The 22,601-nt window shown below is 38.3% G+C and carries 23 protein-coding genes; 18 read left to right on the plus strand and 5 right to left on the minus strand.

Translation table 11 applies throughout. From position 1 onward, the window contains the following. The first annotated feature begins 513 nt into the window (after window positions 1-513). The 11 genes from AC1DCY_RS11215 to AC1DCY_RS11265 all read left to right on the plus strand — a co-directional run bounded on the left by AC1DCY_RS11215 (window position 514) and on the right by AC1DCY_RS11265 (window position 10,153). Complete coding sequence (locus tag AC1DCY_RS11215) at window positions 514-2,928, plus strand: Na+/H+ antiporter subunit A (RefSeq protein ID WP_477350117.1); 2,415 nt, start codon at window positions 514-516, stop codon at window positions 2,926-2,928. Further along, window positions 2,915-3,337, plus strand: a complete 423-nt coding sequence (locus AC1DCY_RS11220) for a Na(+)/H(+) antiporter subunit B (protein ID WP_477350118.1) — start codon at window positions 2,915-2,917, stop codon at window positions 3,335-3,337. Before AC1DCY_RS11215 ends, AC1DCY_RS11220 begins: the two co-directional genes overlap by 14 nt. Window positions 3,338-3,340: 3 nt before the next feature. Beyond that, window positions 3,341-3,679, plus strand: a complete 339-nt coding sequence (locus tag AC1DCY_RS11225; protein WP_400728698.1) for a Na(+)/H(+) antiporter subunit C — start codon at window positions 3,341-3,343, stop codon at window positions 3,677-3,679. Then, window positions 3,672-5,177, plus strand: a complete 1,506-nt coding sequence (locus tag AC1DCY_RS11230; protein ID WP_477350121.1) for a Na+/H+ antiporter subunit D — start codon at window positions 3,672-3,674, stop codon at window positions 5,175-5,177. The genes AC1DCY_RS11225 and AC1DCY_RS11230 overlap by 8 nt, the downstream gene beginning before the upstream one ends. After that, window positions 5,177-5,659, plus strand: coding sequence for a Na+/H+ antiporter subunit E (locus AC1DCY_RS11235; RefSeq protein ID WP_477350122.1), 483 nt, complete (start codon window positions 5,177-5,179; stop codon window positions 5,657-5,659). Before AC1DCY_RS11230 ends, AC1DCY_RS11235 begins: the two co-directional genes overlap by 1 nt. Next, a complete protein-coding gene (locus AC1DCY_RS11240; protein ID WP_049663615.1) occupies window positions 5,659-5,943 on the plus strand; it encodes a Na(+)/H(+) antiporter subunit F1 in 285 nt (94 codons plus the stop codon). The genes AC1DCY_RS11235 and AC1DCY_RS11240 overlap by 1 nt, the downstream gene beginning before the upstream one ends. Further along, window positions 5,921-6,280 (plus strand): Na+/H+ antiporter subunit G, encoded by a 360-nt coding sequence (locus AC1DCY_RS11245; protein ID WP_079562765.1) that lies wholly within the window; start codon window positions 5,921-5,923, stop codon window positions 6,278-6,280. Before AC1DCY_RS11240 ends, AC1DCY_RS11245 begins: the two co-directional genes overlap by 23 nt. Window positions 6,281-6,638: 358 nt before the next feature. Next, window positions 6,639-7,436: a transporter substrate-binding domain-containing protein gene (locus AC1DCY_RS11250; RefSeq protein ID WP_477350124.1), complete on the plus strand. Its 798-nt coding sequence runs from the start codon at window positions 6,639-6,641 to the stop codon at window positions 7,434-7,436. A gap of 76 nt (window positions 7,437-7,512) precedes the next feature. Further along, window positions 7,513-8,172, plus strand: a complete 660-nt coding sequence (locus tag AC1DCY_RS11255) for an amino acid ABC transporter permease (protein ID WP_477350126.1) — start codon at window positions 7,513-7,515, stop codon at window positions 8,170-8,172. After that, on the plus strand, window positions 8,165-8,887 hold the full coding sequence (locus tag AC1DCY_RS11260; RefSeq protein ID WP_477350128.1) for an amino acid ABC transporter ATP-binding protein: 723 nt from the start codon (window positions 8,165-8,167) through the stop codon (window positions 8,885-8,887). The genes AC1DCY_RS11255 and AC1DCY_RS11260 overlap by 8 nt, the downstream gene beginning before the upstream one ends. A 450-nt stretch (window positions 8,888-9,337) precedes the next feature. After that, the gene (locus tag AC1DCY_RS11265) at window positions 9,338-10,153 is read left to right on the plus strand and encodes a metallophosphoesterase (protein ID WP_477350130.1); all 816 of its coding nucleotides are present in this window, start codon (window positions 9,338-9,340) and stop codon (window positions 10,151-10,153) included. Window positions 10,154-10,167: 14 nt separating this feature from the next. Here the strand turns inward: AC1DCY_RS11265 and tatC are convergent, their stop codons facing one another. From tatC to AC1DCY_RS11290, 5 genes are all read right to left on the minus strand, one after another. Beyond that, the gene (gene tatC / locus AC1DCY_RS11270; protein ID WP_477350132.1) at window positions 10,168-11,013 is read right to left on the minus strand and encodes a twin-arginine translocase subunit TatC; all 846 of its coding nucleotides are present in this window, start codon (window positions 11,011-11,013) and stop codon (window positions 10,168-10,170) included. Window positions 11,014-11,024: 11 nt separating this feature from the next. Then, complete coding sequence (tatA, locus tag AC1DCY_RS11275; RefSeq protein WP_370079604.1) at window positions 11,025-11,228, minus strand: twin-arginine translocase TatA/TatE family subunit; 204 nt, start codon at window positions 11,226-11,228, stop codon at window positions 11,025-11,027. Between the two features lie 193 nt (window positions 11,229-11,421). Beyond that, window positions 11,422-13,134 (minus strand): GMC family oxidoreductase, encoded by a 1,713-nt coding sequence (locus AC1DCY_RS11280; RefSeq protein ID WP_477350135.1) that lies wholly within the window; start codon window positions 13,132-13,134, stop codon window positions 11,422-11,424. An 18-nt stretch (window positions 13,135-13,152) separates the two neighbouring features. Beyond that, a complete protein-coding gene (locus AC1DCY_RS11285) occupies window positions 13,153-13,899 on the minus strand; it encodes a gluconate 2-dehydrogenase subunit 3 family protein (protein ID WP_477350137.1) in 747 nt (248 codons plus the stop codon). Between the two features lie 343 nt (window positions 13,900-14,242). Then, entirely contained in the window at window positions 14,243-15,427 is a 1,185-nt protein-coding gene (locus tag AC1DCY_RS11290; protein ID WP_477350139.1) for an alanyl-tRNA editing protein, read from the minus strand. Between the two features lie 168 nt (window positions 15,428-15,595). Between AC1DCY_RS11290 and AC1DCY_RS11295 the strand changes: the two genes are divergently transcribed. The 7 genes from AC1DCY_RS11295 to AC1DCY_RS11325 all read left to right on the plus strand — a co-directional run bounded on the left by AC1DCY_RS11295 (window position 15,596) and on the right by AC1DCY_RS11325 (window position 22,601). Continuing rightward, window positions 15,596-15,883, plus strand: a complete 288-nt coding sequence (locus AC1DCY_RS11295) for a DUF6509 family protein (protein ID WP_477350141.1) — start codon at window positions 15,596-15,598, stop codon at window positions 15,881-15,883. A 181-nt stretch (window positions 15,884-16,064) separates the two neighbouring features. Then, window positions 16,065-16,310: a hypothetical protein gene (locus AC1DCY_RS11300; RefSeq protein WP_477350143.1), complete on the plus strand. Its 246-nt coding sequence runs from the start codon at window positions 16,065-16,067 to the stop codon at window positions 16,308-16,310. A 58-nt stretch (window positions 16,311-16,368) separates the two neighbouring features. Further along, on the plus strand, window positions 16,369-17,514 hold the full coding sequence (locus AC1DCY_RS11305) for a VanZ family protein (RefSeq protein WP_477350145.1): 1,146 nt from the start codon (window positions 16,369-16,371) through the stop codon (window positions 17,512-17,514). A 13-nt stretch (window positions 17,515-17,527) separates the two neighbouring features. Further along, a complete protein-coding gene (locus AC1DCY_RS11310) occupies window positions 17,528-18,862 on the plus strand; it encodes an FAD-dependent oxidoreductase (protein ID WP_477350146.1) in 1,335 nt (444 codons plus the stop codon). Between the two features lie 18 nt (window positions 18,863-18,880). Further along, window positions 18,881-19,354, plus strand: coding sequence for a glutathione peroxidase (locus tag AC1DCY_RS11315; protein WP_477350148.1), 474 nt, complete (start codon window positions 18,881-18,883; stop codon window positions 19,352-19,354). Window positions 19,355-19,978: 624 nt separating this feature from the next. After that, a complete protein-coding gene (locus AC1DCY_RS11320) occupies window positions 19,979-20,746 on the plus strand; it encodes an ABC transporter ATP-binding protein (protein ID WP_477350150.1) in 768 nt (255 codons plus the stop codon). Beyond that, window positions 20,733-22,601 (plus strand): ABC transporter permease, encoded by a 1,869-nt coding sequence (locus AC1DCY_RS11325; protein WP_477350152.1) that lies wholly within the window; start codon window positions 20,733-20,735, stop codon window positions 22,599-22,601. The genes AC1DCY_RS11320 and AC1DCY_RS11325 overlap by 14 nt, the downstream gene beginning before the upstream one ends.

Here is a 22,601-nt window from a genome sequence, read left to right on the forward strand (position 1 = left end):
ACGCCATAGTGATTTGCATAGTGTGTACATATTATCTCTTCAAAAGTCATGCCATTTTCTAAAGGCTTTAATGCAATACGCTATTGGTTATTCAGGCTTCTCAGTAAACCTGAAAAATTCCCCTGGTTTTATGCAGTGTAATCACCATAAGCTTCTCCCTGCATAAAATATGTGCTGAATGTTGAATGAATTAGATCTTTATCATTAAATCATAGATGCCACTTCAACACATACCACTTACTTTCCGATTCAAGGAGTACACACTTTATTACATGAATCAAACTTCAAGAGAATTTCTAATATGTTAGTTAGCTTTATTCATCTTCAGTGAGTTTTTTAAATAATCTCCAGCAATTGTTATAGATTTTTTGTGCGCGAAGCAAAGTATAAAACAGTAGTAACTTCAGTAGATTTGGGAATACTTTATTATCGGTTATTTTCTCATATACACAGTTTTTCGCACTATATCGAACAGCAAGTTGCTGAACGAAATTGTTAGTAGGAGGTTTTCATTTGGTTACAGTTCTCTTTGCGATTCTTTTACCAATTGTTTGTGCTGCACTTATTCCACTACTTTATAGGCGACTAAGGCGTGTTGCACATCTTGGCTGGTTTGTTTTATCCGTTCCATTCATCTTGTTTCTTTTACTCGCGCGCTACATTCCTCAAATTGCCGAGGGTAAAACGTTTATTCATACATATGAGTGGATTCCCTCTTTTAATATAAATTTCACAACTTATCTCGACGGACTCAGTATGATTTTTGGCTTGCTGATTACGGGTGTAGGTAGCTTAGTCATTTTATATTCTATTTTTTATTTATCAACGAAAGAATCTCTCCACCATTTTTACTGCTATTTATTACTATTCATGGGCGCTATGCTTGGCGTCGTCTTTTCAGATAATTTAATGGTATTATACACATTTTGGGAGCTAACAAGTGTATCTTCATTCCTGTTAATTGCATTTTGGCATCACCGAAAATCATCTCGTGCTGGTGCAAGAAAAGCTATGACAATTACCGTTTTTGGTGGTCTTTCAATGCTTGCGGGCTTTCTCATGCTTTATGTGGCATCGGGTACATTTAGTATTCGTGAAATCGTAGCTAATGTTGGGGTTATAAGAGATCATACACTGTTTATCCCAGCGTTAATCCTTATTCTAATCGGTGCATTTACAAAATCTGCACAGTTTCCTTTTCATATTTGGTTACCAGATGCGATGGAGGCGCCAACACCTGTCAGTGCTTACTTACACTCAGCAACAATGGTAAAGGCCGGTATATATTTAGTTGCACGTTTTTCCCCAGTATTTGGAGGAGAGGCTGTTTGGTTCTGGCTAGTAAGTGTAGTTGGTCTTGTAACGTTGTTCTGGGGTTCATTTAATGCTGTGCGTCAGACCGATTTAAAGGCGTTACTTGCCTTTTCAACGATTAGTCAGCTTGGGTTGATTATGAGTTTATTTGGGCTAGGATCAGTAGGACATTATTACGGTTATGCTGCAGATACTGTTCTTTATACGCAGGCAAGCTTTGCAGCGTTGTTTCACCTTATTAATCACTCCACGTTTAAAGGTGCACTATTCATGATGGTCGGCATTGTCGATCATGAGGCGGGCACACGCGATATTCGCCGTCTCGGGGGATTAATGGCCTTAATGCCGGTAACTTTCACGATTGCAGTCATTGGCGGATTTTCTATGGCAGGCTTACCGCCATTTAATGGTTTCTTAAGTAAAGAAATGTTTTTCGCAGCAGTACTAGCTATTCGCAATGTAGAGGCATTTTCAATTGCTGATTTGGGACTGCTCTTTCCAATAGTGGCATGGGTAGCAAGTATCTTTACATTTGTTTACTGTATGATTTTGATCAGTCGAACGTTTTTCGGAAAACTACAGCTAGATAAGTTGGATAAAAAACCGCATGAAGCTCCGTTAGGTATGCTACTTTCGCCAGTCATTCTGTGCGTTTTTGTAGTTGGGATTTTCTTCTTCCCAAACGTACTAGGGCATTATATTTTAGAGCCTGCAATGGCAAGTATTTATCCAACATTCCCATCGACTAGTGAATTAACACCACATATTCATGCTTGGCATGGCATTAATGCAGAATTGTTAATGACGCTCGGTGTAATTATTATTGGGATCATCTTATTTAAAACGTTAAAAAGCTGGAAGCCTTTGTATCGGATATTCCCGCAAAGATATACGTTTAATACGTATTACAATCGAATGATTGAGTTTAGTGAAAATAGTTCTGCAAAGCTTACTAATCGCTATATGACAGGTAATTTAACGCATTATTTTGTCTATATCTATGTATTTTTTATTGCGCTTATTGCAGGATATTTTATTTGGTCGGATGCTACTGCATTTAATTTTGCGAAGGATTCCAAAATTGAGACTTATGAGCTCATTTTAGTGTTTGTCATGATGTTCGCGGCAGTATGGATGATTTTCGCTAAAGGGCGCGTAACTGCCATGTTATTAAATGGCGTACTCGGCTATTCAATCGCATTTTTCTTTGTTATTTTCCGCGCTCCTGATTTAGCGTTAACTCAATTAGTCGTTGAATCCGTGACAACTGCATTATTCCTTCTATGCTTTAAATATTTACCTGATTTAATGCCGGAAGCCTCCCGTAAAAAAATGCAATGGTCTAAGGTGATTATATCCATTTTCGTTGGTGCCACAGTTACATTAGTAGGTTTAGCGGTTGTCCATTACGATCACTTTGAGCCAGTGGCTACTTACTTCAATGATTCCTACGAACTGGCGGGTGGTTCAAATATTGTCAACACAATATTAGGCGATTTCCGTGCATTTGATACGATGCTAGAAGTTGTCGTTCTTCTGATTGCTGGCTTAGGAGTGTATACATTAACGAAGCTAAAGCCACGAAAGGAGGAAACGGATCATGAAAATCAATGACGTCATTTTACGTACTATCACAAAGACGGTCGTATTCATTATTTTAACCCTTGGTATTTATCTATTCTTTGCAGGGCATCATGCTCCTGGTGGAGGTTTTATAGGTGGCCTCGTACTGGCCTCTGGTATTGTTCTACTATATTTAGCGTATGACATTGAAACAGTGCATAAAGGGATGCCATTTGATTTTAAAAAAGTTGCAGCGCTTGGCGTGTTACTAGCGACAGGCACAGCAATCGGCTCACTATTTTTTGATGTTCCATTTTTAACGCAGACACATAGTTATATAAATGTACCGATATTCGGAAAAATGGGCATTTCAACTGTAACAATTTTCGAGGCGGGCGTGGCTTTAACGGTAGTAGGTGTTGTAGTCACAATTATTTTAAGTATAAGTGAGGATGAGTAGCCAATGGAGTCTTTAATACTAGTGTTAGTTGGTGTATTAGTAGCTGTTGCGACGTACTTAATCCTCTCGAAACAGTTATTACGTGTGATTTTAGGAACTGCGGTCTTATCGCATGCGGCACATTTACTGATTTTAACGATGGGTGGACTGAAAAAGGGGGATGTACCACTTTTAGAAGAATCAGAAGGTCCTTATACAGATGCTTTGCCGCAAGCATTAATTTTAACTGCGATCGTAATTAGCTTTGCGGTAACGGCGTTCGTGCTTGTTCTCGGTTACCGAGCCTATAAAACGAACGGTTCGGCGAATTTTGATGAATTGAGAGGTACGCCGGATGAGTAATATGATTGTTTTACCATTAATTGTGCCGGTTATAACGGCAATTTTACTTGTGTTTTTACGTGAAAATGTTTTTTTGCAGCGCATCATTAGTTTACTGACATTAAGCTTTGTTGTTTTTATTAGTGTCATTTTATTGCTAGAGATTCAAAAACAAGGTGTGATGCGTATTGATTTTAGTGGCTGGGCACCACCATTTGGCATTTTATTTGTTGCTGATTCATTCGCGATGCTTCTTGTATTAGTAGCGAATATAGTTGCAGCCATTTGTTTATTGTACGCCATTTTTACAATCGGTAAGAGCTTTGAAAAGATGTATTTTTACCCGTTTGTCCTACTTATGGTAGCAGGAGTTAACGGCTCGTTTCTAACAGGGGATATTTTTAACTTGTTTGTGTGCTTTGAGGTTATGTTACTTGCTTCTTATGCACTTATTAGTTTAGGCGGCGATAAAGTTCAGCTGCGCGAGGCGTTAAAATATGTGCTGATCAATATTGTTGCATCTTGGATTTTCCTAGTGGCATTAGCTTTTTTATATGGAACCGTTGGAACGTTGAATATGGCACATATTTCTGTCCGTGTTATGGAGGCAGGAGCTGACCCACTAATAACGACTGTGGCTCTTATTTTCTTAATTGTCTTTAGCTTGAAGGCAGGTCTATTATTATTCTTCTGGCTTCCAGGCTCATACAGTGCACCTCCAACAGCTATAGCCGCATTTTTTGCAGCGTTATTAACGAAGGTTGGAATTTATGCGCTCGTCCGCACCTTTACATTACTTTTCCCAACTAATACTGAAGTGACTCATATGGTACTAGGAATTATGGCAGGACTTACGATTATTGCTGGATGTATGGGAGCTCTAGCAGGGCGAGATGTAAGAACAATTGCCTCTTATAATGTCCTTATTGGCGTTGGCTTTATAGTAGCTGGTCTAGCAATCGGAACGGAATCTGCTTTACAGGGCGTAACATACTATTTAATGCATGATATGGTAGCTAAGGCCATGCTGTTTTTAGCAGTTGGAATGATGATGTATGTTACGGGCGAAACGGTTATTGATAAAATGAGTGGGCTTATTCGAAATTACCCCCTTTTTGGCTGGTTATTCTTTATTGTCATGTGTTCCCTTGCTGGAATACCACCATTAAGTGGCTTTTTAGGGAAGGTTTTAATTGGACAAGGAGCTATTGAGGGCGGAAATTTTGTTCTACTAGGATTAGGATTTTTATCTAGTTTAATTGTTTTGTATTCGCTATTACGAATATTCCTCTCCTCATTCTTTGGAGAAACCATTATTAGTCTAGAGGATGAAAAGCCGTTACCAAAGCGCATGGTCTTGCCATTAACATTATTGGCAGCTTGTACAATTGGTTTAGGAATTGGAGCCGAATGGATGGCCCCGTATGTAACAGATGCAGCAAAAACGCTTTACACACCATCAATTTATATTGATGCAGTGCTGGATGGCACAACATGGCAAGGTGAGGTGAATAAATAATGGCGATGCAATTTATCTTAAATTTATTTATCGCAACACTTTGGCTCTTGTTACAGGATGAAGTTAGACCACAGTTTTCAACATTTTTAATGGGGTTTATCGTCGGAATAGGGATTTTATATGCTATGCATCGCTTTTACGGCACGCAATTTTATTTGCGACGTGTGTTTTCAATCATTAAATTATTATGGCTCTTTAATTGGGAGCTACTATTATCGAGTTACAGCGTACTAAGACAGATTACTACGCCGAAGCTCAATATTACTCCTGGAATATTTACGTATAAAACAGCACTTAAAGGAGATTGGGAAATAACAGCACTTGCGTTGTTGCTCACTCTTACTCCTGGCTCAGTAGTGATGGAAGTTTCTGAAGAGGGAGATATGTTTTATATTCATGCAATGGATATTGAACAATCAAAAGAAGCTGTCATTCGTTCAATAGGGAAATTTGAACAAGCAATCATGGAGGTGACACGTTAATGACTGAAAAAATTTTACTATTGGCTCTTGCGCTATTCAGTGTATCGATTGCGTTGTCGCTGTTTCGTGTAATTCGAGGTCCTTCGTTGCCCGACCGTGCCATAGCACTTGATACAATAGGTGTTAATTTACTGTCAGCAATCGCTATCGTCTCAATTATATTGAAAACAAAGGCGTATTTAGAAGCTATTTTAATATTGGGTATTTTAGCTTTTATCGGCACGATTGCGTTTACGAAATATATTGAAAGAGGTGTGATTGTTGAACGTAAATCAAATGATTGAATGGGCGGCAGTTATCCTTATATTGATTGGCTCCATTGTAAGTGTTATTAGTGCATTTGGGATGATTCGATTACCTGACGTATACACGCGTTCACATGCTGCAACGAAAAGTTCGACATTGTCGGTCTTAACATGTCTATTAGGCGCGTTTATTTACTTTTGGGTGCATGATGGATATGTGAGTGTACGTTTAATATTAGGAATTGGCTTCGTTTTTGTAACAGCTCCGGTAGCGGGGCATTTAATATGTCGTGCAGCATATCGCTCTCGCGTACCTTTAGCAGAAGGATCAGGGGAGGATGAGTTGAAGGAAAAGCTATTTGCAGATGAAAAATAGGATAAGGACCTCCAATTTTTGGGGGTCTTTTTTACTGAATAAAACTCTCACAGATGAGACTCAGGAGTACATGCGAAGCGACTTATCAGACGCTCCCAGCCGGAAAGGAAGGGAACTTTACTTTATGGCGATGAGCTTTTATATGGGAAAACTACTAGAATAGATAGATTTATCAGAAAATTTTGTTTATAATGTTTTGTCTAAAAATTTTCAATTTAGCTTGATTATTATTTCAAAAGAGTATATCTTATTAGCAGATAGATTTTTTATTCTCTAAAGTGAATAAATATCCATTTATTTTTTCAAAGAACTAGTTTTTTATAGACAATAAAACATAAATAAAAGGAGATCGTTGAATATGAAGAATAAATTTTTCATGCTAATGCTTGTTCTAGTAATTGGTGTACTAGCAGCATGTGGCGCAAAAAATGATAAGGCGAGCGATAAAAATTCAAATGCTGGCGAAGGCTCAGAACAAAAGCAAGTATTAAAAGTAGGTACTTCATCTGATTATGCACCATTTGAGTATGTTGACGCTGCAAAAGGTGAAGATATTATCGGTTTTGATATTGATTTAATTAAATTAGTTGGTGACAAGATTGGTGCAGAAATACAAGTTCAAGATATCGACTTCAATAGTCTAGTGCCAGCTCTACAAGCAGGAAAAGTTGATATTGTTATTTCTGGTATGTCACCTAATGAAGAACGTGAAAAAGTAGTAGATTTCTCTGATAAATATAATCAAACAGAGCAAGTGTTTATCGTGAAAAAGGATAGTGGAATTAAAAAAGAGGCTGATTTAGCTGGTAAAAAAATTGGTGTTCAAAACGCTTCTATCCAAGAAACTTTAGGTAATAAAATTGCAAAAGAAGTAGATGCCAGCGTTGAAGGACGTACTCGAATTCCTGAAATTGTTCAAGACATGATGTCTAAGCGTTTAGATGCAGGGATTGTAGAAAGTGGTGTAGCAAAAGGTTATCTTGATACGAACGATAAACTAGAAGCGTTCCCAGTTAAAGAGCAACCTGAAGACTTTAAAGCAATTGCTGTTCAAAAAGGTAGCGATCTTAAAGATAAAATTAACAAAGCATTAAAAGAATTAGCGGATGAAGGTAAAATTAAAGAGCTAGAAGATAAATGGTTAAAAGTTAAATAAGCAAGTTGAACTGCGATAGCTCTATTTCGAGCTATCGCTTACGTTTCCTTAAAAGAACAAGAAAGGAGGGGGCACTGTGAATTTAGATTTTACAGCTATCATTCCCTCAATGCCTTATATATTAAAGGGGATAGGTACCACACTTCAAATTGCAATTGGTGCATCAATCATCGGTTTTATAGTTGGTATATTACTAGCGTTATGCAAAATTGGTAAAGTGAATGTTTTGCGTTGGTTTGCAGATTTTTATACATCGATTTTCCGTGGAACACCGCTCGTGCTACAATTAATGATTATTTACTATGCGGTGCCACAGTTATTAGATATTCAAATTGAACCAGTTCCAACGGCTATCATAGCATTCGGGTTAAACTCAGGTGCTTATATTTCTGAAATCATTCGCGCTGGTATTAATGCGGTTGATAAAGGGCAGATGGAAGCGGCACAAGCGCTAGGCATTCCATATGCAAAAATGATGAAGGATATTATTATCCCACAAGCCGTAAAAAATATTTTACCATCTTTAGTAAATGAGTTTATTACATTAAATAAAGAAACAGCTGTTGTCACAGTTATTAGTGCACTTGATATTATGCGCCGTGCTTACATTGTAGGTGGTTCAACATATCGCTATCTTGAGCCTTTACTATTTGCGGGTGTAATCTACTACATTATGACGCTTGTATTAACGTTCCTTGGTAAACGAATCGAGAAAGGAATGAGAAAAAGTGATTAAAATTGAAGAGTTACACAAATCATATGGAAAAAATGAAGTACTAAAAGGTATTTCAACAGAAATTAAAGAAAAAGAAGTAATCGCTATTATTGGACCATCGGGATCCGGTAAATCAACATTCCTGCGCTGCTTAAATTTATTAGAAGAGCCAACGAGTGGAAAGATTACAATTGCTGGCGACGTTCTAACGGATAAAGGGACAAACATTATGAAAATCCGTGAAGAAGTCGGTATGGTATTTCAGCATTTTCATCTTTTCCCTCATAAAACGGTACTTGAAAATTTAACATACGCACCGATTAATGTGAAAGGAATGGATAAGACAGCTGCTATCAAAAAGGCTGAAGATTTATTAACGAAGGTCGGCCTATTTGAAAAGCGCAATGAATATCCAAACCGTCTATCGGGAGGACAGAAGCAACGTGTTGCCATTGCCCGAGCACTTGCAATGGATCCAAAAGTAATTTTATTTGACGAGCCTACTTCAGCTCTTGACCCTGAAATGGTAAAAGAGGTATTAGCTGTTATGAAAAATCTTGCTGATACCGGAATGACGATGTTAATCGTAACCCATGAGATGGGCTTTGCACGTGAAGTGGCTGACCGTATACTATTCCTTGATGGCGGAAAGTTAATTGAGGATGCATCACCAGAACAGTTTTTCACATCACCATCTACACAGCGTGCGAAAGATTTTTTAGAAAAAGTATTATAAACGAGATAACGCATTTAGACTTTCTGAAAGGAATGTCTTAATGCGTTTTTTGTTTAATTAGGTTCATTTGTTGATGATGTATCCATACATGGGGTCCCCCCTGTAGAAAAACTAGCTAGTCAGATTTTCATTTTAAGTCACTCTTTCTGTTCAATCTAATGATTTTATGTGTATGTGCTTACAATTACTTTGTTTTATGCTTATAATAGGGGGGTCAGAATTTTATCTTCATTCACTAGAAGCTCCCACCTTTGAAGGTGATGAGATGAATGTGTATGTGTTCCTTTTCAGTGGATATCCAAACCCCTACTGAATAAAGATAAAAGCCTCCGGCGGATGTCACGGATTTTTAAAGGAATGAATTGTGCAGGCACAATTCAAAATCCGGACGCAATGACGCCAAGGCGAAATTGATCTGATGAATAAGTAGCCTAGGGTGAGCGATTGCGATTGAAAAAATTATTATATGTAGCTTTTTTTCTTGTTTTTATAGTCATTTTTTTGTACGTAAACAATCACTGGCTGGTTGTAAGCAAGTATGAATTCGAGTCAGAAAAAGTGCCTGCCAGCTTTGATGGGCTACGCATTACGCAAATAACAGATTTACAGGATGCACTCTTTGGCGAGCATCAAGAGAAACTCATAGCAAAGGTGAAGACAACAAATCCTGACCTGATTTTTATTACAGGTGATTTAGTTGATAGTAATCGGTATGATTTGGAGCGAAGCTTGCAGGCTGTTAGAGGATTAGTTAAATTAGCGGATGTCTATTATGTACTAGGAAACCATGAAGTAGCGACGAATAAAGTGAATGTAATTTATGAGGAGCTATCATCGTTAGGTGTGCATGTATTGTCCAATGAATCGACCATCATTGAGCGCGACGGGGAGCGCTTGGCGATTGTTGGCATAGAAGATCCGTTATCGGGTAGAACAACGAAAGAAATGCTAAAGATAGCAACAAAAAATGTTCCACCCAATGTATTAACGATTTTACTAGCGCATCGACCAGAAGTGTTTAATACGTATGTGGAGTTTGGAATTGATTTAGTATTTGCAGGACATGCACATGGCGGACAAGTTCGAATTCCTGGTATTGGCGGTCTTTTCGCACGAGGACAGGGAATATTCCCAAAATATACGGCAGGCGTTGTTGAGGAAGGAACAACAACTATGGCTGTTAGTAGAGGGTTAGGTAATAGTACAGTACCTATTCGAATTTTTAATCCACCAGAGATTCTTGTAATGGAATTAAAGAAAAAATAAGCACTGCGTCTTTGCTACGCAGTGCTTTCTATTTGTTTACGCTCTATACGTTTAACAAGATAGATACTTATTTCATATAAAATAATCATTGGAATTAAGACGAGTAGCTGACTAATAAAATCGGGTGGTGTAATTACAGCAGAACCAACGCCCATCCCAATATAAGACCAGCCTCGTATTTTTTTCATGGATTCAGCCGTTAGTACACCAATGGACGATAAAAAGAGGGCTACGATTGGTAATTCAAAGAGCAGTCCGAGTGGTATAGTTGTCATCACTAAAAAATGCATGTATTCATTTGCGGATACCATAACATCAAAATTAGTTGCTCCTACACTTACTAAAAATGAGTAGCTAAGCGGATTAACAACAAAGTAACCGAAAGCTACGCCTAATAAAAAGAGTATAAGCATGACAGGTGCATAAAGACCGAGGAAACGGCTTTCTTCTTCTTTTAAACCTGGCTTTACGAAGCTCCATAAAAAATGAACTAAAAATGGCATTGATAGCCCGAATGCTAGTGTTGTGGAAATCGTCATATAAAATTTGACAACATCTAATGGCCCTAAAATAATTAGTGAATGTCCTCGTGTTACATAAGGAAACCAAATATTAATGGTAGAGAATACAATAATAAAAAATAAAATAAATACGAAAAGCCCTTTAATAATTTGTTTTCGCAGTTCAGTAAGATGTTCAAGTAATGATGCAATTGGGAAAAGTGGTTCATCAGCTACCACATCCTGTTCAATTGTCTCTACTGGAACTTCAACAAAAGCCTCCACAGGGGTGAGAGGCTCAGCTTCTTTCTTATCAAGTGGACTTAAATATTTTCTTTTTCCTTCTTCATATGGATCCATAGGACAACCTCCTACGAAACGTCAGATTTTTTTTCTTCTTTTTTCGCTGGATCATCCTCATCATCAATAAGCCCCTTCGTGGACTTTTTAAACTCTGCAAATGTTTTACCGACTGCGCCGCCGATTTCAGGCAATTTTTTCGGACCAAACACGATTAAAACAATTACTAAAATGATGATTAACCCAGGTAATCCAATTGCTCCAAGACCTCCCATAGTCTTGCCTCCTTTTAATAAAATGTTTACTATCAGTTATGCCTCGGCATAATTGTTGCTGACGCGTCGCTTTCGCGCAGAAAACATTTGTTGCTGTCGCTTCGCTTTCGCACAGATAAATTGCCACAGGGCGTGGCGTTCTTAGACTGAGTTCCTCTATTTCAGCGGGTGTCTAAACACCAGCTGAAAGAAGTTATACTAATGAACCACCTGATTTGCTATATTTCACAACACCCTCTGCACAGCGATAGGCTAGCGCCCCTAAAGTACCTGTTGGATTATAGCCACTATTGTGTGCAAAGTTTCCGGCACTCACAGCAAAAAGGTTTTCTGCATTCCAATGCTGCATGTAGTTATTCACAACGCCATTCTCAGGCTTTAAGCTCATAACTGTTCCGCCTGTATTATGGGTTGTTTGATACGGTACAATATTGTAATCAGTAATTTCAGCATTAGGGACAACAGTTTTGGCGCCCATTTCTTTCATAATGTCAGCTGCACGTGCTGAAATATATTTATGAAGTGCACGATCCTGATCCGTAAAGTTGTACGTTAACTGCATTAGAGGTAAGCCGTAAGCATCTTTATAAGTAGAATCAAGAGACAAATAATTTTCTTTATGTGGCATTGAAGCACCCTGTGCACCAATCCCGAATGAGCGTGTATAGTAATGAATAGATTGCTTTTTAAATTCTGCTCCCCATGTTGGCGTATCAGGAGGTGTTGGGTTCGAGCCGATAGGGCGTGCACCTGTTTGTGTTAGAGCTATATTTCCACCGTGAATAAAATCTAAGTCACTATGGTCGAAATTATCACCATTATAGTCATCTAAACTCACACCGAGTGAACCTGCACCCATAAAGGTGTTATACTGCTCATCGAAGAAACCTGCTGCTCCAGGTAGTATTTGATAGCAATAGTTTCTTCCAAGTGTCCCTTTTCCAGTAGCTGGATCATATCGCTCCCCAATGTTAGAGACCATCAATAGTTTGGCATTATTAAAGACATAACTAGTAAGTACAACAGCGTTTGCTGGTTGAATAAATTCTTCACCAGATATCGTATCGATATATCGGACACCAGTTACTTTATTGCCTTTCTTTAAGATTTCAACAACATTGGAATTATAGCGTAAGTCAAAGTTACCTGTTTTTACTGCAGTAGGAACAACAGTAACCTCCGCAGATGATTTAGCGCCATATTCACAACCAAAGCGCTCACAGAAGCCGCAATATTGACAAGCATTAATCGTTTCACCGTCAGGGTTCTTATAAACTTCTGATAAGTTTGCAGATGGAACCATGTAAGGTGATAATTTTAATTTTTTTGCAGCTGTTTCAAATTGCGTAAGCATTGGTGTCATTTTCATAGGCCCAGTCGGATAAGGGTTTGAACGTTTTCCGCTAAATGGATTTTTGTCATCTCCAGAAATACCTGCCGTTTTTTCGAATTTATCGAAATAGGGCTCAAGTTCATCGTATGTTAATCCCCAATCCTGTAATAAATATTCAGGTCCAAGTTTATTCGCACCATAACGTTTATCTGTCAATGTTTTAATTTGAAAATCATATGGTAAAAAGCGATACGTCATACCGTTCCAGTGTGTACCAGAGCCTCCAAGCCCTTCACCAAGTAGAAAGGAACCGAGCTGACGCATAGGCAATGCTTTCATATTGCGATTATTACGGAAGCTTACTGTTTCCTTAGAAAGATTTTGCATGATATCGTAACGAATTGCATAACGATACTCGTCATGGATAGTCAGATAATCTTCTGTGCCACGCTTTTGTCCGCGTTCTAAACCAACGACCTTAAGGCCTGCCTTCGAGCACTCTGCAGCGACAATGCCGCCGGTCCAACCTACTCCGACTGTTACAACGTCTACACCAGGTAATGTTGTTGCCATTTTTCTGACCCCCTTATATTAGTGACTACCTAATGAATTAGGCTCGATTTTTTGGAATTTCGGTTCTTCGATTTGAGAAATATACGCCATTTGATGACCAGGGAAGCCTTTCATACGCCAGCCATCCATATTACGATTTCCACCATATATTGGGTCAGAATAAGCACCTTCTAATGTCGCTGCACGTAATAAATTAAAGAAGAAAGCAGATGTGACACCACTCATTTGCACGTCACCTTTCTGGAAGGCAGTTAAAATTTCATCCATTTGCTTACCATCAATATCGTTAAAGCTCTTTTTATAGCGATTCTGTGCTTCCGACTCTAACTTTTGAACACCTTGCTTAAAAATCTCCGCACGCGTTAAACGACTCTGATAACCTTGTGTTGGAGCACCCTCACCGAATGGTCCATGCATATATTCTTTAGAATTACTGCCATATTGCCCTGCTAACTGATAGTCGATAAAGTAAGGCACATCTAAGCCCTTTGCCCCTGGACCTAAATCATCCTCAGGGAAAATACGTTCAGTAGCATTTGCTAAAATATTAAAATCTCTTTGATTCATAAAAAACATTTTGGCTTTTGGCGAGCCAGTCTCTTCAGTAGCAGTTCCATGCTGACCATGATCTAGCGTGGCAGTTCCTTTACCAGGCATGTTATAGCCTACAAGGCCACCTATTAATCCACCGCCGACTAATGTACCTGCCGCGATCCCTGTTGTTTTTAAAAAATTACGACGTGAAATATCTTTTTCAGGACTCATAGAAATCCTCCCCTCAAAATGTATAGAAACTATTCTATTTTTTATAATCAGCAAAAAAAGTAAATTATAATCAGGTATCTCTGGAAAAATTTTTAATTTAATCCAACTGGGGAATCAATCTGATGTAATCGAGATGGATTGTGGATAAGTTGTGTGTTATTTGTGGGTAATGTGTGGATAAACGAAAGTGCTAAGAGAACGATTACTACAGCTGAGCAAATGTCTGTGGATAATCATCGATGGGGGAGACAGTGGTAATAGAATGTTCAGCAAGTGATGATGTGCATAAATGAATAAAGGAGCTTCCCAAGTAATGAGGAGCTCCTATCATCGAAAAGGCTAGTTATTTAAGTACTTCTTGCATAGCTTCAAATAGTTGCTCGGTAGAAATAATACGCTCGCCACCGCCTTGTACCATCTGATCACTGCCGCCGCCTTTTCCGTTAACGAGTGGCAATGCTTTTGCAGCAATGTCCTTCATACTTTTCTCAACTTTTGCACCACGTGCTGCGACAAACTGAAGCTTGTCTTCGTTTTCTGAAACGAGTAAAACGATCGATTCTGTCTGCTCAGCGACAATAGTTCTTGCTAATTTTTGAAGCTCTTGCATAGTACGCTGAGTAAAGGCTGCAGTAATAATACGTTCATTACTAGAAACTAGCGCTTTTGCTTCATAATTTAGTAGCTCCTCTTTGGCTGCCACGAGTGCTTTTTCTGTATTTTTCTGTATTGTTAAGACTTTTGTAAGTGCTGTAGCTGCTTCAGCTTCAGGTACACTCAATTGTCTTGCAACGTCAGCTAATACTTTCTTTCGCATGGCAAGCTCCGTTAAAACTCGATGACCACAGACAAATGAGACACGAATATTGCCCTTCATTTTTTCTGTGCCAAGGATTTTTATCGCACTTACTTGTCCTGTAGATGTTGGATGGGTACCACCACAACCGTTGTAATCAAAATCAGGAATAATAACAAGTCGAATATCTCCTGTGACGGCTACCTCTTTACGTAGGCTATAGTTCTCAAGTTCTGTTTCTGTAATCCATTTCGTTTCAATTGGACGATTCTCTAAAATAATTTCATAGGCGCGGGCTTCCGCGGCCACAAGCTGTTCTTCCGTTAGAGCATCTACGGCAATATCAATTGTGACCTGCTCACTACCTAAATGGAAGCTAACAGTTGGTGCATCAAAAAGCTCAACAAAAGCCGCTGTTAAAATATGTTGACCAGCATGCTGCTGCATATGATCAAAGCGTCGTTGCCAATTCAATTTACCATGCACTTCTCCAGCTAAATTTGAAGAGTCGCCTTGAATATAATGACGAATTTCATCATTAATTTTCTCAACATCGATGACTTCGATATCATTTAAAGTACCTGTGTCATGAGGTTGTCCGCCTCCTGTTGGATAAAATGCAGTATTTGATAGCACCACGTAGTTACGACCATCTATATCGGTTCCTTTATTGACAACTGTTGCATTAAATTCACGCAGCATAACATCTTGATAATATAGTAGTTCTTTCAAGAAAAATCCTCCTTTTATGTAGAGTATCCTTAAGAGAATCACGTCTCTCAATTAGTTCCATTTCATTGTGGCATAATTACTTTCAAGTGTATATGAGTTTTCTATTTGACCCATGCTGAATTTGATTTAATATATATAAGAACAGGTTAACTTAAAGGAGATCGTACAATGGAAATTACACAATTCTCAATGGAAGAAATTTTAGACCCAACAAACATTATTGAAGGCAAGCGCTACGAATTTATTTTAGATGTAGAGATTGATGAAGAAGATGAGCTTTATCACGAAGCAGGAATTGAGATTCGTGTACTAATTGCTGAAAAAGGTGAAGAGTCATTTATTTTAAATTACTTCATCATGGAAAAAGCCGAAGGCGAATATTTAGACTTTGCATTAGAGGATGAAGAGCTAGAGGAAATTTTAGCATTCTGCAAAGAGGAAATCGCAAAAGCATAGTATGCTCGCGTAAAAGCCTTTCCAACAAAAATTAATATTTTTTATTTGATAAAATTCCGCTTTTCTTCCCGTAGGCAGGCACGAGCTACATTGGTGTACTCTTGTTTGTCTCCTGGGAGTCTACGCGGAATTTTAACGTTACATCACTAATTAAGGATTATTTAAGATTGGTGAAATATTCGTGTTGTGTTCAAGTGCTAAACTAAGTTTAAGATTATTTTTAAGTTTATCACTGAAGCGGCTCATCGGACGCACCGCCCTCAGGAAGCTTTGCTCTGCGCGAAAGCGACAGCGTCAGCGACAAATGTTTTATCTGYGCGAAAGCGAAGCGTCAGCGACAAATGTTTTATCTGTGCGAAAGCGAAGCGTCAGCGACAAATGTTTTATCTGTGCGAAAGCGAAGCGTCAGCAACAAAGCGCCCAGTAGGAACGGAAATCTCCCCAAGTTATGGTGAAGAGCCGATTTTTAAACGAAGAGGTGTTTTATGTCAGTTTATACACATTCTATTATGGTAGCTTTTTTAATAACAATTTTCTCATCCTTTGTACTATTTGTACCTTGGCTTATTTATACGTATCGGAAATATGGCTACTTATCTGTATCCAAAACCATTATAATGTTCTCATTTATTTTTTACTTTTTATCGGCATTATGCTTAGTTTTACTGCCTTTCCCAGAAACACGTGATACTTGCTCTTTGCAAGCTCCAGATACAGTCCATTATAATTTACATCCTTTTCAATTTGTCACTGATATTTTAAAGGATAGTAGGATTGTTCTGACGGATCCAGCAACGTGGATGTATATACCAAGAAAGCCTGCTTTTTTCCAGGCGTTCTATAATTTCTTACTGCTCATGCCATTTGGTGTATACTTGCGTTATTTTCTTAAAAAAAGGGAGTGCTGGAAGCGTGCATTTCTATTTAGCTTTTTGTTAACATTGTTTTATGAGGTAACCCAATTTACAGGGATTTATGGCATCTTTAATTGTGCGTATCGAATTTTTGATGTGGATGATTTAATGCTTAATAGTGTTGGTGCACTATTAGGGTTCTTTTTAGCTCCTGTTGTGTGGGCGCTGTTTCCTTCGCATGAAGAGGTAGCGGCTAAAGCAGCAGAAATGGTAGAAAAAGATATCGTCAAGCCATTATCTATTTTGTTAGCACTAGCAATAGATTTAATTATCGCACAGTTCATTTTGTTCTTCGTTGGTGGCGTAACAGGCTATAGTGGTATGTTCGAGTTTTTAGTAAAAATTGCTTTGTATATGTTGCTATTTGGTGTTGTTCCAAGCTTTACAAATGGGGCAACATTAGGGATGAAATTTATGCGTTTTACAATGGTCAGTGAAAACGGCAAAAGTATTGTAAGTCAATCTTGGCGCCGTTGTGTTGCTATTCTCGTAGTAGTATGTACTTCGAAAATGATAACAACTTTAGGCCATATTCAATTAGATATGGATTCACCATATTATGTACTACAAATTGTCATTACATTACTAGCCTTTATAGCGAATTTTGTTCTAACGATGGTTATTGCTATTCATGTAATACGTGTCATCCTAAGTGGAGGCAGACGCCGTTTATTTATGGACTATTACGCAGGCTTACTAGCAACGAGAAAAAAATAAGGGGGATTGTTGGATGAAGTACGTAATCATCGGAGGAGATGCTGCCGGAATGTCAGCAGCAATGGAAATATATCGAAATGTACCAGGAGCAGAGATTACATCTGTAGAACGTGGATTTATTTATTCATATGGGCAGTGTGGTTTGCCCTATGTTGTAGATGGGCGTATTTCATCGACAAAGCGTCTTATAGCAAGAGATGTAGAAACGTTTCGTGATAAGTATCGTATTGATGCCCGTGTGGGTCATGAGGTTAACGGAATTGATGTAGACAAGAAGCTTGTTTTTGGAACGCAGTCGTCTGGGGAATCATTTGAAATTCCATATGATAAGTTACTTATTGCAACAGGTGCGGATCCTGTTATGCCAGTGGAGAAGGGTTCTGGTTTAACGGGTATACACTCTGTGAAAACAATACCTCAGCTAGAGGATTTACTAGCCGATTTAACGCCAGCTATAGAAAATGTAACAATTATAGGTGCAGGCTATATTGGGCTAGAAATGGCCGAGACGATCCATGCTTGCGGCAAAAAAGTAAGATTAATTCAACGAGGTAGCTATGTTGCAAGAACTCTAGATGAAGAGCTTGCACAACATATTCATGAGGAAGCAAAAAAGAATGACATCGAGCTTGTGTTAAATACAAATGTAGAGGCATTTGAGGGCAATCACCGTGTTGAACGTGTTATTACGGACAATGGCACATTTGAAACAGATTTAGTCATTATGGCCGTTGGAATTAAACCGAATACACAATTTTTAGAGGGAACAGGCATAGCACTAGCTAAAAATGGTGCAGTCATCGTCAATCGACATTTAGAGACATCTGTTGAAAATATTTATGCTGCAGGAGATTGTGCAACGCATTTTAATATTGTGAAAGAACGTTTAGATTATGTACCTCTTGGCACGACAGCTAATAAGCAAGGTCGTTTAGCAGGACTCAATATGTCAGGCAAGTCTGCGCCGTTTAGTGGTATTGTGGGTACTTCAATCTTAAAGTTTTTCAATTTAACGATCGCTACGACAGGTATTAATGAGCGCGAGGCTAAAGAGCTAGGCTTTGAATATGAGGCCTTTAAATTATCTGCCCGCCATATTGCAGGTTATTACCCAGGTGCTCAACGGATGTTTATTAAAATTGTTGTTCGTAAACGAGATCAACAGCTTTTAGGAGCACAAATTGTAGGACCTGCAGGTGTTGATAAACGGATCGATGTGTTTGCAACAGCCTTATACAATAAAATGACATTACCAGATTTACTAGATTTAGATTTAGCCTACGCGCCTCCATTCAATGGTGTTTGGGATCCTCTACAGCAGATTGCCAGAAAAAATGCGCGTTTATAACATAGGAGGTTATTAGAAATGAGCATTTACGACATTCAAGTTGCTCTAGAAGATGGTACTGAATATAGCTTAGATCGTTATAAGGGTAAGGCAATGTTGATTGTTAATACGGCTTCCAAATGTGGTTTTACACCGCAGTTTGAAGAATTAGAAGATCTATATAAAAAGTATCAGGATGAAGGCCTTGTTGTTCTTGGCTTCCCATCAAATCAGTTTAAGCAAGAGGTAGCGACTGCTGAGGAAGCGGCATCACAATGTCGTTTGACATATGGGGTGACGTTCCCGATGCATGAAATAGTAAAGGTCAATGGTAAAGATGCACACCCTATCTTTGAGCATTTGACATCTCATTCAAAAGGCTTTCTCGGCAACAGTATAAAGTGGAATTTCACAAAATTCCTTGTGAATTGTAATGGTGAAGTCGTTGGACGCTATGGATCAGCTGATAAACCAAGTAGCTTTGAGGATGATATAAAAAAAGCATTAGCATAATAAAGATAGAGGAAGGATTCACGCACAAGTTTGTGTGTGAATCCTTTTTTTTGCTCGTTGAAAGGTAGATGTCGATAAAATTCAGAAGTTGGGTGATAAAACATGAAAGTTAGTAGATAAAATTCAAAAGTTGGTAGATAAATCTCAAAAGTGTTCCGATAAGATTCAAAAGTTGGATGGCATTTTGTTAAAACGTATGTCATGTAGATAAGTTGATTGCAGTAGAGAAAAGTAAGAGGATTCACGCACAGTTTTGTGTGTGAATCCTTTTTTTTGCTCGTTGAAAGGTAGATGTCGATAAAATTCAGAAGATGGTAGATAAAACGTGAAAGTTAGTAGATAAAATTCAAAAGTTGGTAGATAAAACGTGAAAGTTGGTAGATAAAATTCAAAAGTTGGTCGATAAATCCCAAAAGTGTTTCGATAAAACTAAAAAGTTGGATGGCATTTTGTTAAAACGTATGTCATGTGGATAGGTTGATTGGAGCGGAGACTGGGCGACTTCAGTCGAAACGGAAATCACCCCCTCGTTATGCCTACGATTTAAGGTTGTTGTAAGCTTGCGACAATTTTGTTGTAAGTTTGGGGTCGTATACTAAAGTCAGAAAGAAGAGGTGAGCGTTTATGACGCCATTATTAAAGGTACAAAATGTAGAAAAAACTTACGGCAAAGGCGCAAATACATTTACAGCGCTATCGAATATATCATTTGAAGTAGAAAAAGGAGAGTTTGTTGGTGTAATGGGGCCTTCAGGGGCTGGGAAATCGACGCTACTAAATGTGTTAGCGACAATTGATACACCGACGACTGGTGAAATCATTATTGGTGATACAAACTTAGCGCGCATGAAGGATGCAGAGTTAGCAGATTTTCGTCGCGACAATTTAGGTTTTATCTTCCAAGACTATAACTTACTCGATTCTTTAACAGTTCGAGAAAATATCGTACTGCCGCTTGCGATTGCCAAAGTGCCAACAAAGGCAATTAACGCAAAGGTAGAACGTATAGCTACACTGTTTGGGATAAAAGAGTTACTCGATAAATATCCATATCAAATTTCAGGTGGGCAAAAACAACGTACAGCATCATCACGTGCATTAGTTACAGAGCCGAAATTAATTTTTGCGGATGAGCCGACGGGTGCTCTTGATTCAAAATCAGCAACAGACTTACTTGAAAGTTTAAGTGATCTGAATAATTCTCAAGCGGCCACTATTATGATGGTTACGCATGATGCATTCGCAGCAAGCTTCTGCCAGCGTATTTTATTCATTCAGGATGGACAGCTTTCTAAGGAAATTCATCGTGGTATTCAAACGAGAAAGCAGTTTTTCCAAGAGATTTTACAGGTGCTTGCTGGCATCGGGGGTGGAGTAAATGACGTTATTTAGTTTAGCGCGTAAAAATATTCAGCGTAATTTGTCGAACTACTTTTTATATATCGCTTCGATGGTCTTTAGTATCGTTATCTACTTTACGTTTGTGACATTAAAATATAATGATGATATTTTAGCCTCACAACAATTTTCACGGCAAATTAAAGGCTTGATGAGTGGATCATCCGTTGTATTATTATTCTTTATCGTCATCTTTATGGCGTATTCCAATTCGTTTTTTATGAAAAAACGAAAAAAGGAAGTAGCACTTTACTCGCTACTAGGTGTGCGTAAGCAGAAAATTGGCTTAATGCTCTTTTTTGAGAATTTAGTGATCGGTTTTGTTTCTCTAGTATTAGGAATTGTTCTTGGATTCTTTATGTCACAAGGATTATTAATGATTTTAGTACGTTTGATGGGCTATGAGGTTGCAGGAAGTTTAACATTTTCTACTGAGGCTCTAGTAAATACAGCAGGAATTTTTACGCTACTATTTTTATTCACATCTTTACAGGGCTATCGTGTCATCTATCAATTTAAATTGATAGACCTGTTCCATGCAGAGAAGCAAGGAGAGAAAATTCCACGTGCATCGATTTTAACAGCTATTCTTGGGACAGCGCTACTTGCATTTGGTTATTATACAGCGTCTTCGGATATCTTTACGAGTAATATTTGGAGATTTTTCACTGTACTAGGTACTCCACTAATGGTTATAGGTGTAACAATTGCAGGGACATATCTATTATTCCATAGTGTTAGCGTATTTGTATTGACCGCGTTGAAAAAAGCAACTTCTTGGTCATGGAAAGGCTTGAATCTAATTGGTGTATCACAATTATTGTACCGTATTCGAGCAAATGCTAAATCTCTTTCAATCATCGCTATTTTAAGTGCGACAACGATCACAGCAGGTGGCGGCGTTTTCGGAATGTACTACAATGCTGAAGCCAGTGTACGTCAAGCGCTACCTAATACATTTATGTGGAAGGGCGATACGGTAAAATTCTCTCAAGAAGACGTCTTATACAACGAATCGCTTTCTGTGAAAAATTTACGCGTGGATAATGAATTTTCTTTTTTTGAATATACATTATTAAAGGAATCTGACTATAATCGTCTAGCAAAATTGCAGGGGAAAGATGAAGAACTGCACATTGCTAATGGTTCAACAGTTTTACTTGATGCAAGCTTCGATGAACGTTTTTCACATGATTTTACGGGTGAAGAGTTTAAATTGGCGAACGGGGAATCATTCCATGTTGATAAAATGTACAAAGAGAGTGTATTAAACTTTATTCCAGCTGGGACAGTACTCGTTGTTAATGATAAAGTGTTCGCTGCAACAAATGCAGAAGGTGTTAAAATGCAGGTAGTTGGTATGGATAATGACTTAAAGCAACAGGCTATTTCAAAGGAAATTTACAATCAACTATCTACTGAACAGCAAGAAGGGTTTTCAAGTGTTCCGCAAAGCTATGAGGATAGTTTAGCTACTGTAGGATCACTATTGTTTGTAGGAAGCTTTTTAGGATTAGTATTTTTAGCAGCAACAGGAAGTATTATTTACTTTAAAGTTTTAACAGAGGCAGAGGAAGATCAGCCTAAATATGCAATTTTAAATAAAATCGGTGTTAACAAAAAGCAAATATTAAAAACAGTTGCAGGACAGGTTGCCGTTATCTTTAGTGCACCACTCGTTGTCGGCATCGTCCATAGTGCATTTGCGCTACTAGCCTTTTCACAGCTATTTAGTATGGATATAACTAAACCAGTAATACTGTGGATGATTGCGTATTCAGCCATTTACGGCGTGTATTATATCTTTACAGTTCGTTCATTCTATAAAATTATTAGACAGGGGAATTAA

Source organism: Lysinibacillus sp. 10T31 (assembly GCF_056394365.1).

Bases quoted from the DNA above. Each gene is read 5' to 3' on its own strand.
- AC1DCY_RS11325 (WP_477350152.1), top strand. From the start codon at position 20,733: ATGACGTTATTTAGTTTAGCGCGTAAAAATATTCAGCGTAATTTGTCG.
- AC1DCY_RS11225 (WP_400728698.1), top strand. From the start codon at position 3,341: ATGGAGTCTTTAATACTAGTGTTAGTTGGTGTATTAGTAGCTGTTGCG.
- AC1DCY_RS11280 (WP_477350135.1), bottom strand. From the start codon at position 13,134: ATGGCAACAACATTACCTGGTGTAGACGTTGTAACAGTCGGAGTAGGT.
- tatC (WP_477350132.1), bottom strand. From the start codon at position 11,013: ATGGATCCATATGAAGAAGGAAAAAGAAAATATTTAAGTCCACTTGAT.
- AC1DCY_RS11250 (WP_477350124.1), top strand. From the start codon at position 6,639: ATGAAGAATAAATTTTTCATGCTAATGCTTGTTCTAGTAATTGGTGTA.
- AC1DCY_RS11220 (WP_477350118.1), top strand. From the start codon at position 2,915: ATGAAAATCAATGACGTCATTTTACGTACTATCACAAAGACGGTCGTA.
- AC1DCY_RS11285 (WP_477350137.1), bottom strand. From the start codon at position 13,899: ATGAGTCCTGAAAAAGATATTTCACGTCGTAATTTTTTAAAAACAACA.
- AC1DCY_RS11235 (WP_477350122.1), top strand. From the start codon at position 5,177: ATGGCGATGCAATTTATCTTAAATTTATTTATCGCAACACTTTGGCTC.
- AC1DCY_RS11240 (WP_049663615.1), top strand. From the start codon at position 5,659: ATGACTGAAAAAATTTTACTATTGGCTCTTGCGCTATTCAGTGTATCG.
- AC1DCY_RS11305 (WP_477350145.1), top strand. From the start codon at position 16,369: ATGTCAGTTTATACACATTCTATTATGGTAGCTTTTTTAATAACAATT.
- AC1DCY_RS11310 (WP_477350146.1), top strand. From the start codon at position 17,528: ATGAAGTACGTAATCATCGGAGGAGATGCTGCCGGAATGTCAGCAGCA.
- AC1DCY_RS11295 (WP_477350141.1), top strand. From the start codon at position 15,596: ATGGAAATTACACAATTCTCAATGGAAGAAATTTTAGACCCAACAAAC.
- AC1DCY_RS11320 (WP_477350150.1), top strand. From the start codon at position 19,979: ATGACGCCATTATTAAAGGTACAAAATGTAGAAAAAACTTACGGCAAA.
- AC1DCY_RS11230 (WP_477350121.1), top strand. From the start codon at position 3,672: ATGAGTAATATGATTGTTTTACCATTAATTGTGCCGGTTATAACGGCA.
- tatA (WP_370079604.1), bottom strand. From the start codon at position 11,228: ATGGGAGGTCTTGGAGCAATTGGATTACCTGGGTTAATCATCATTTTA.
- AC1DCY_RS11315 (WP_477350148.1), top strand. From the start codon at position 18,881: ATGAGCATTTACGACATTCAAGTTGCTCTAGAAGATGGTACTGAATAT.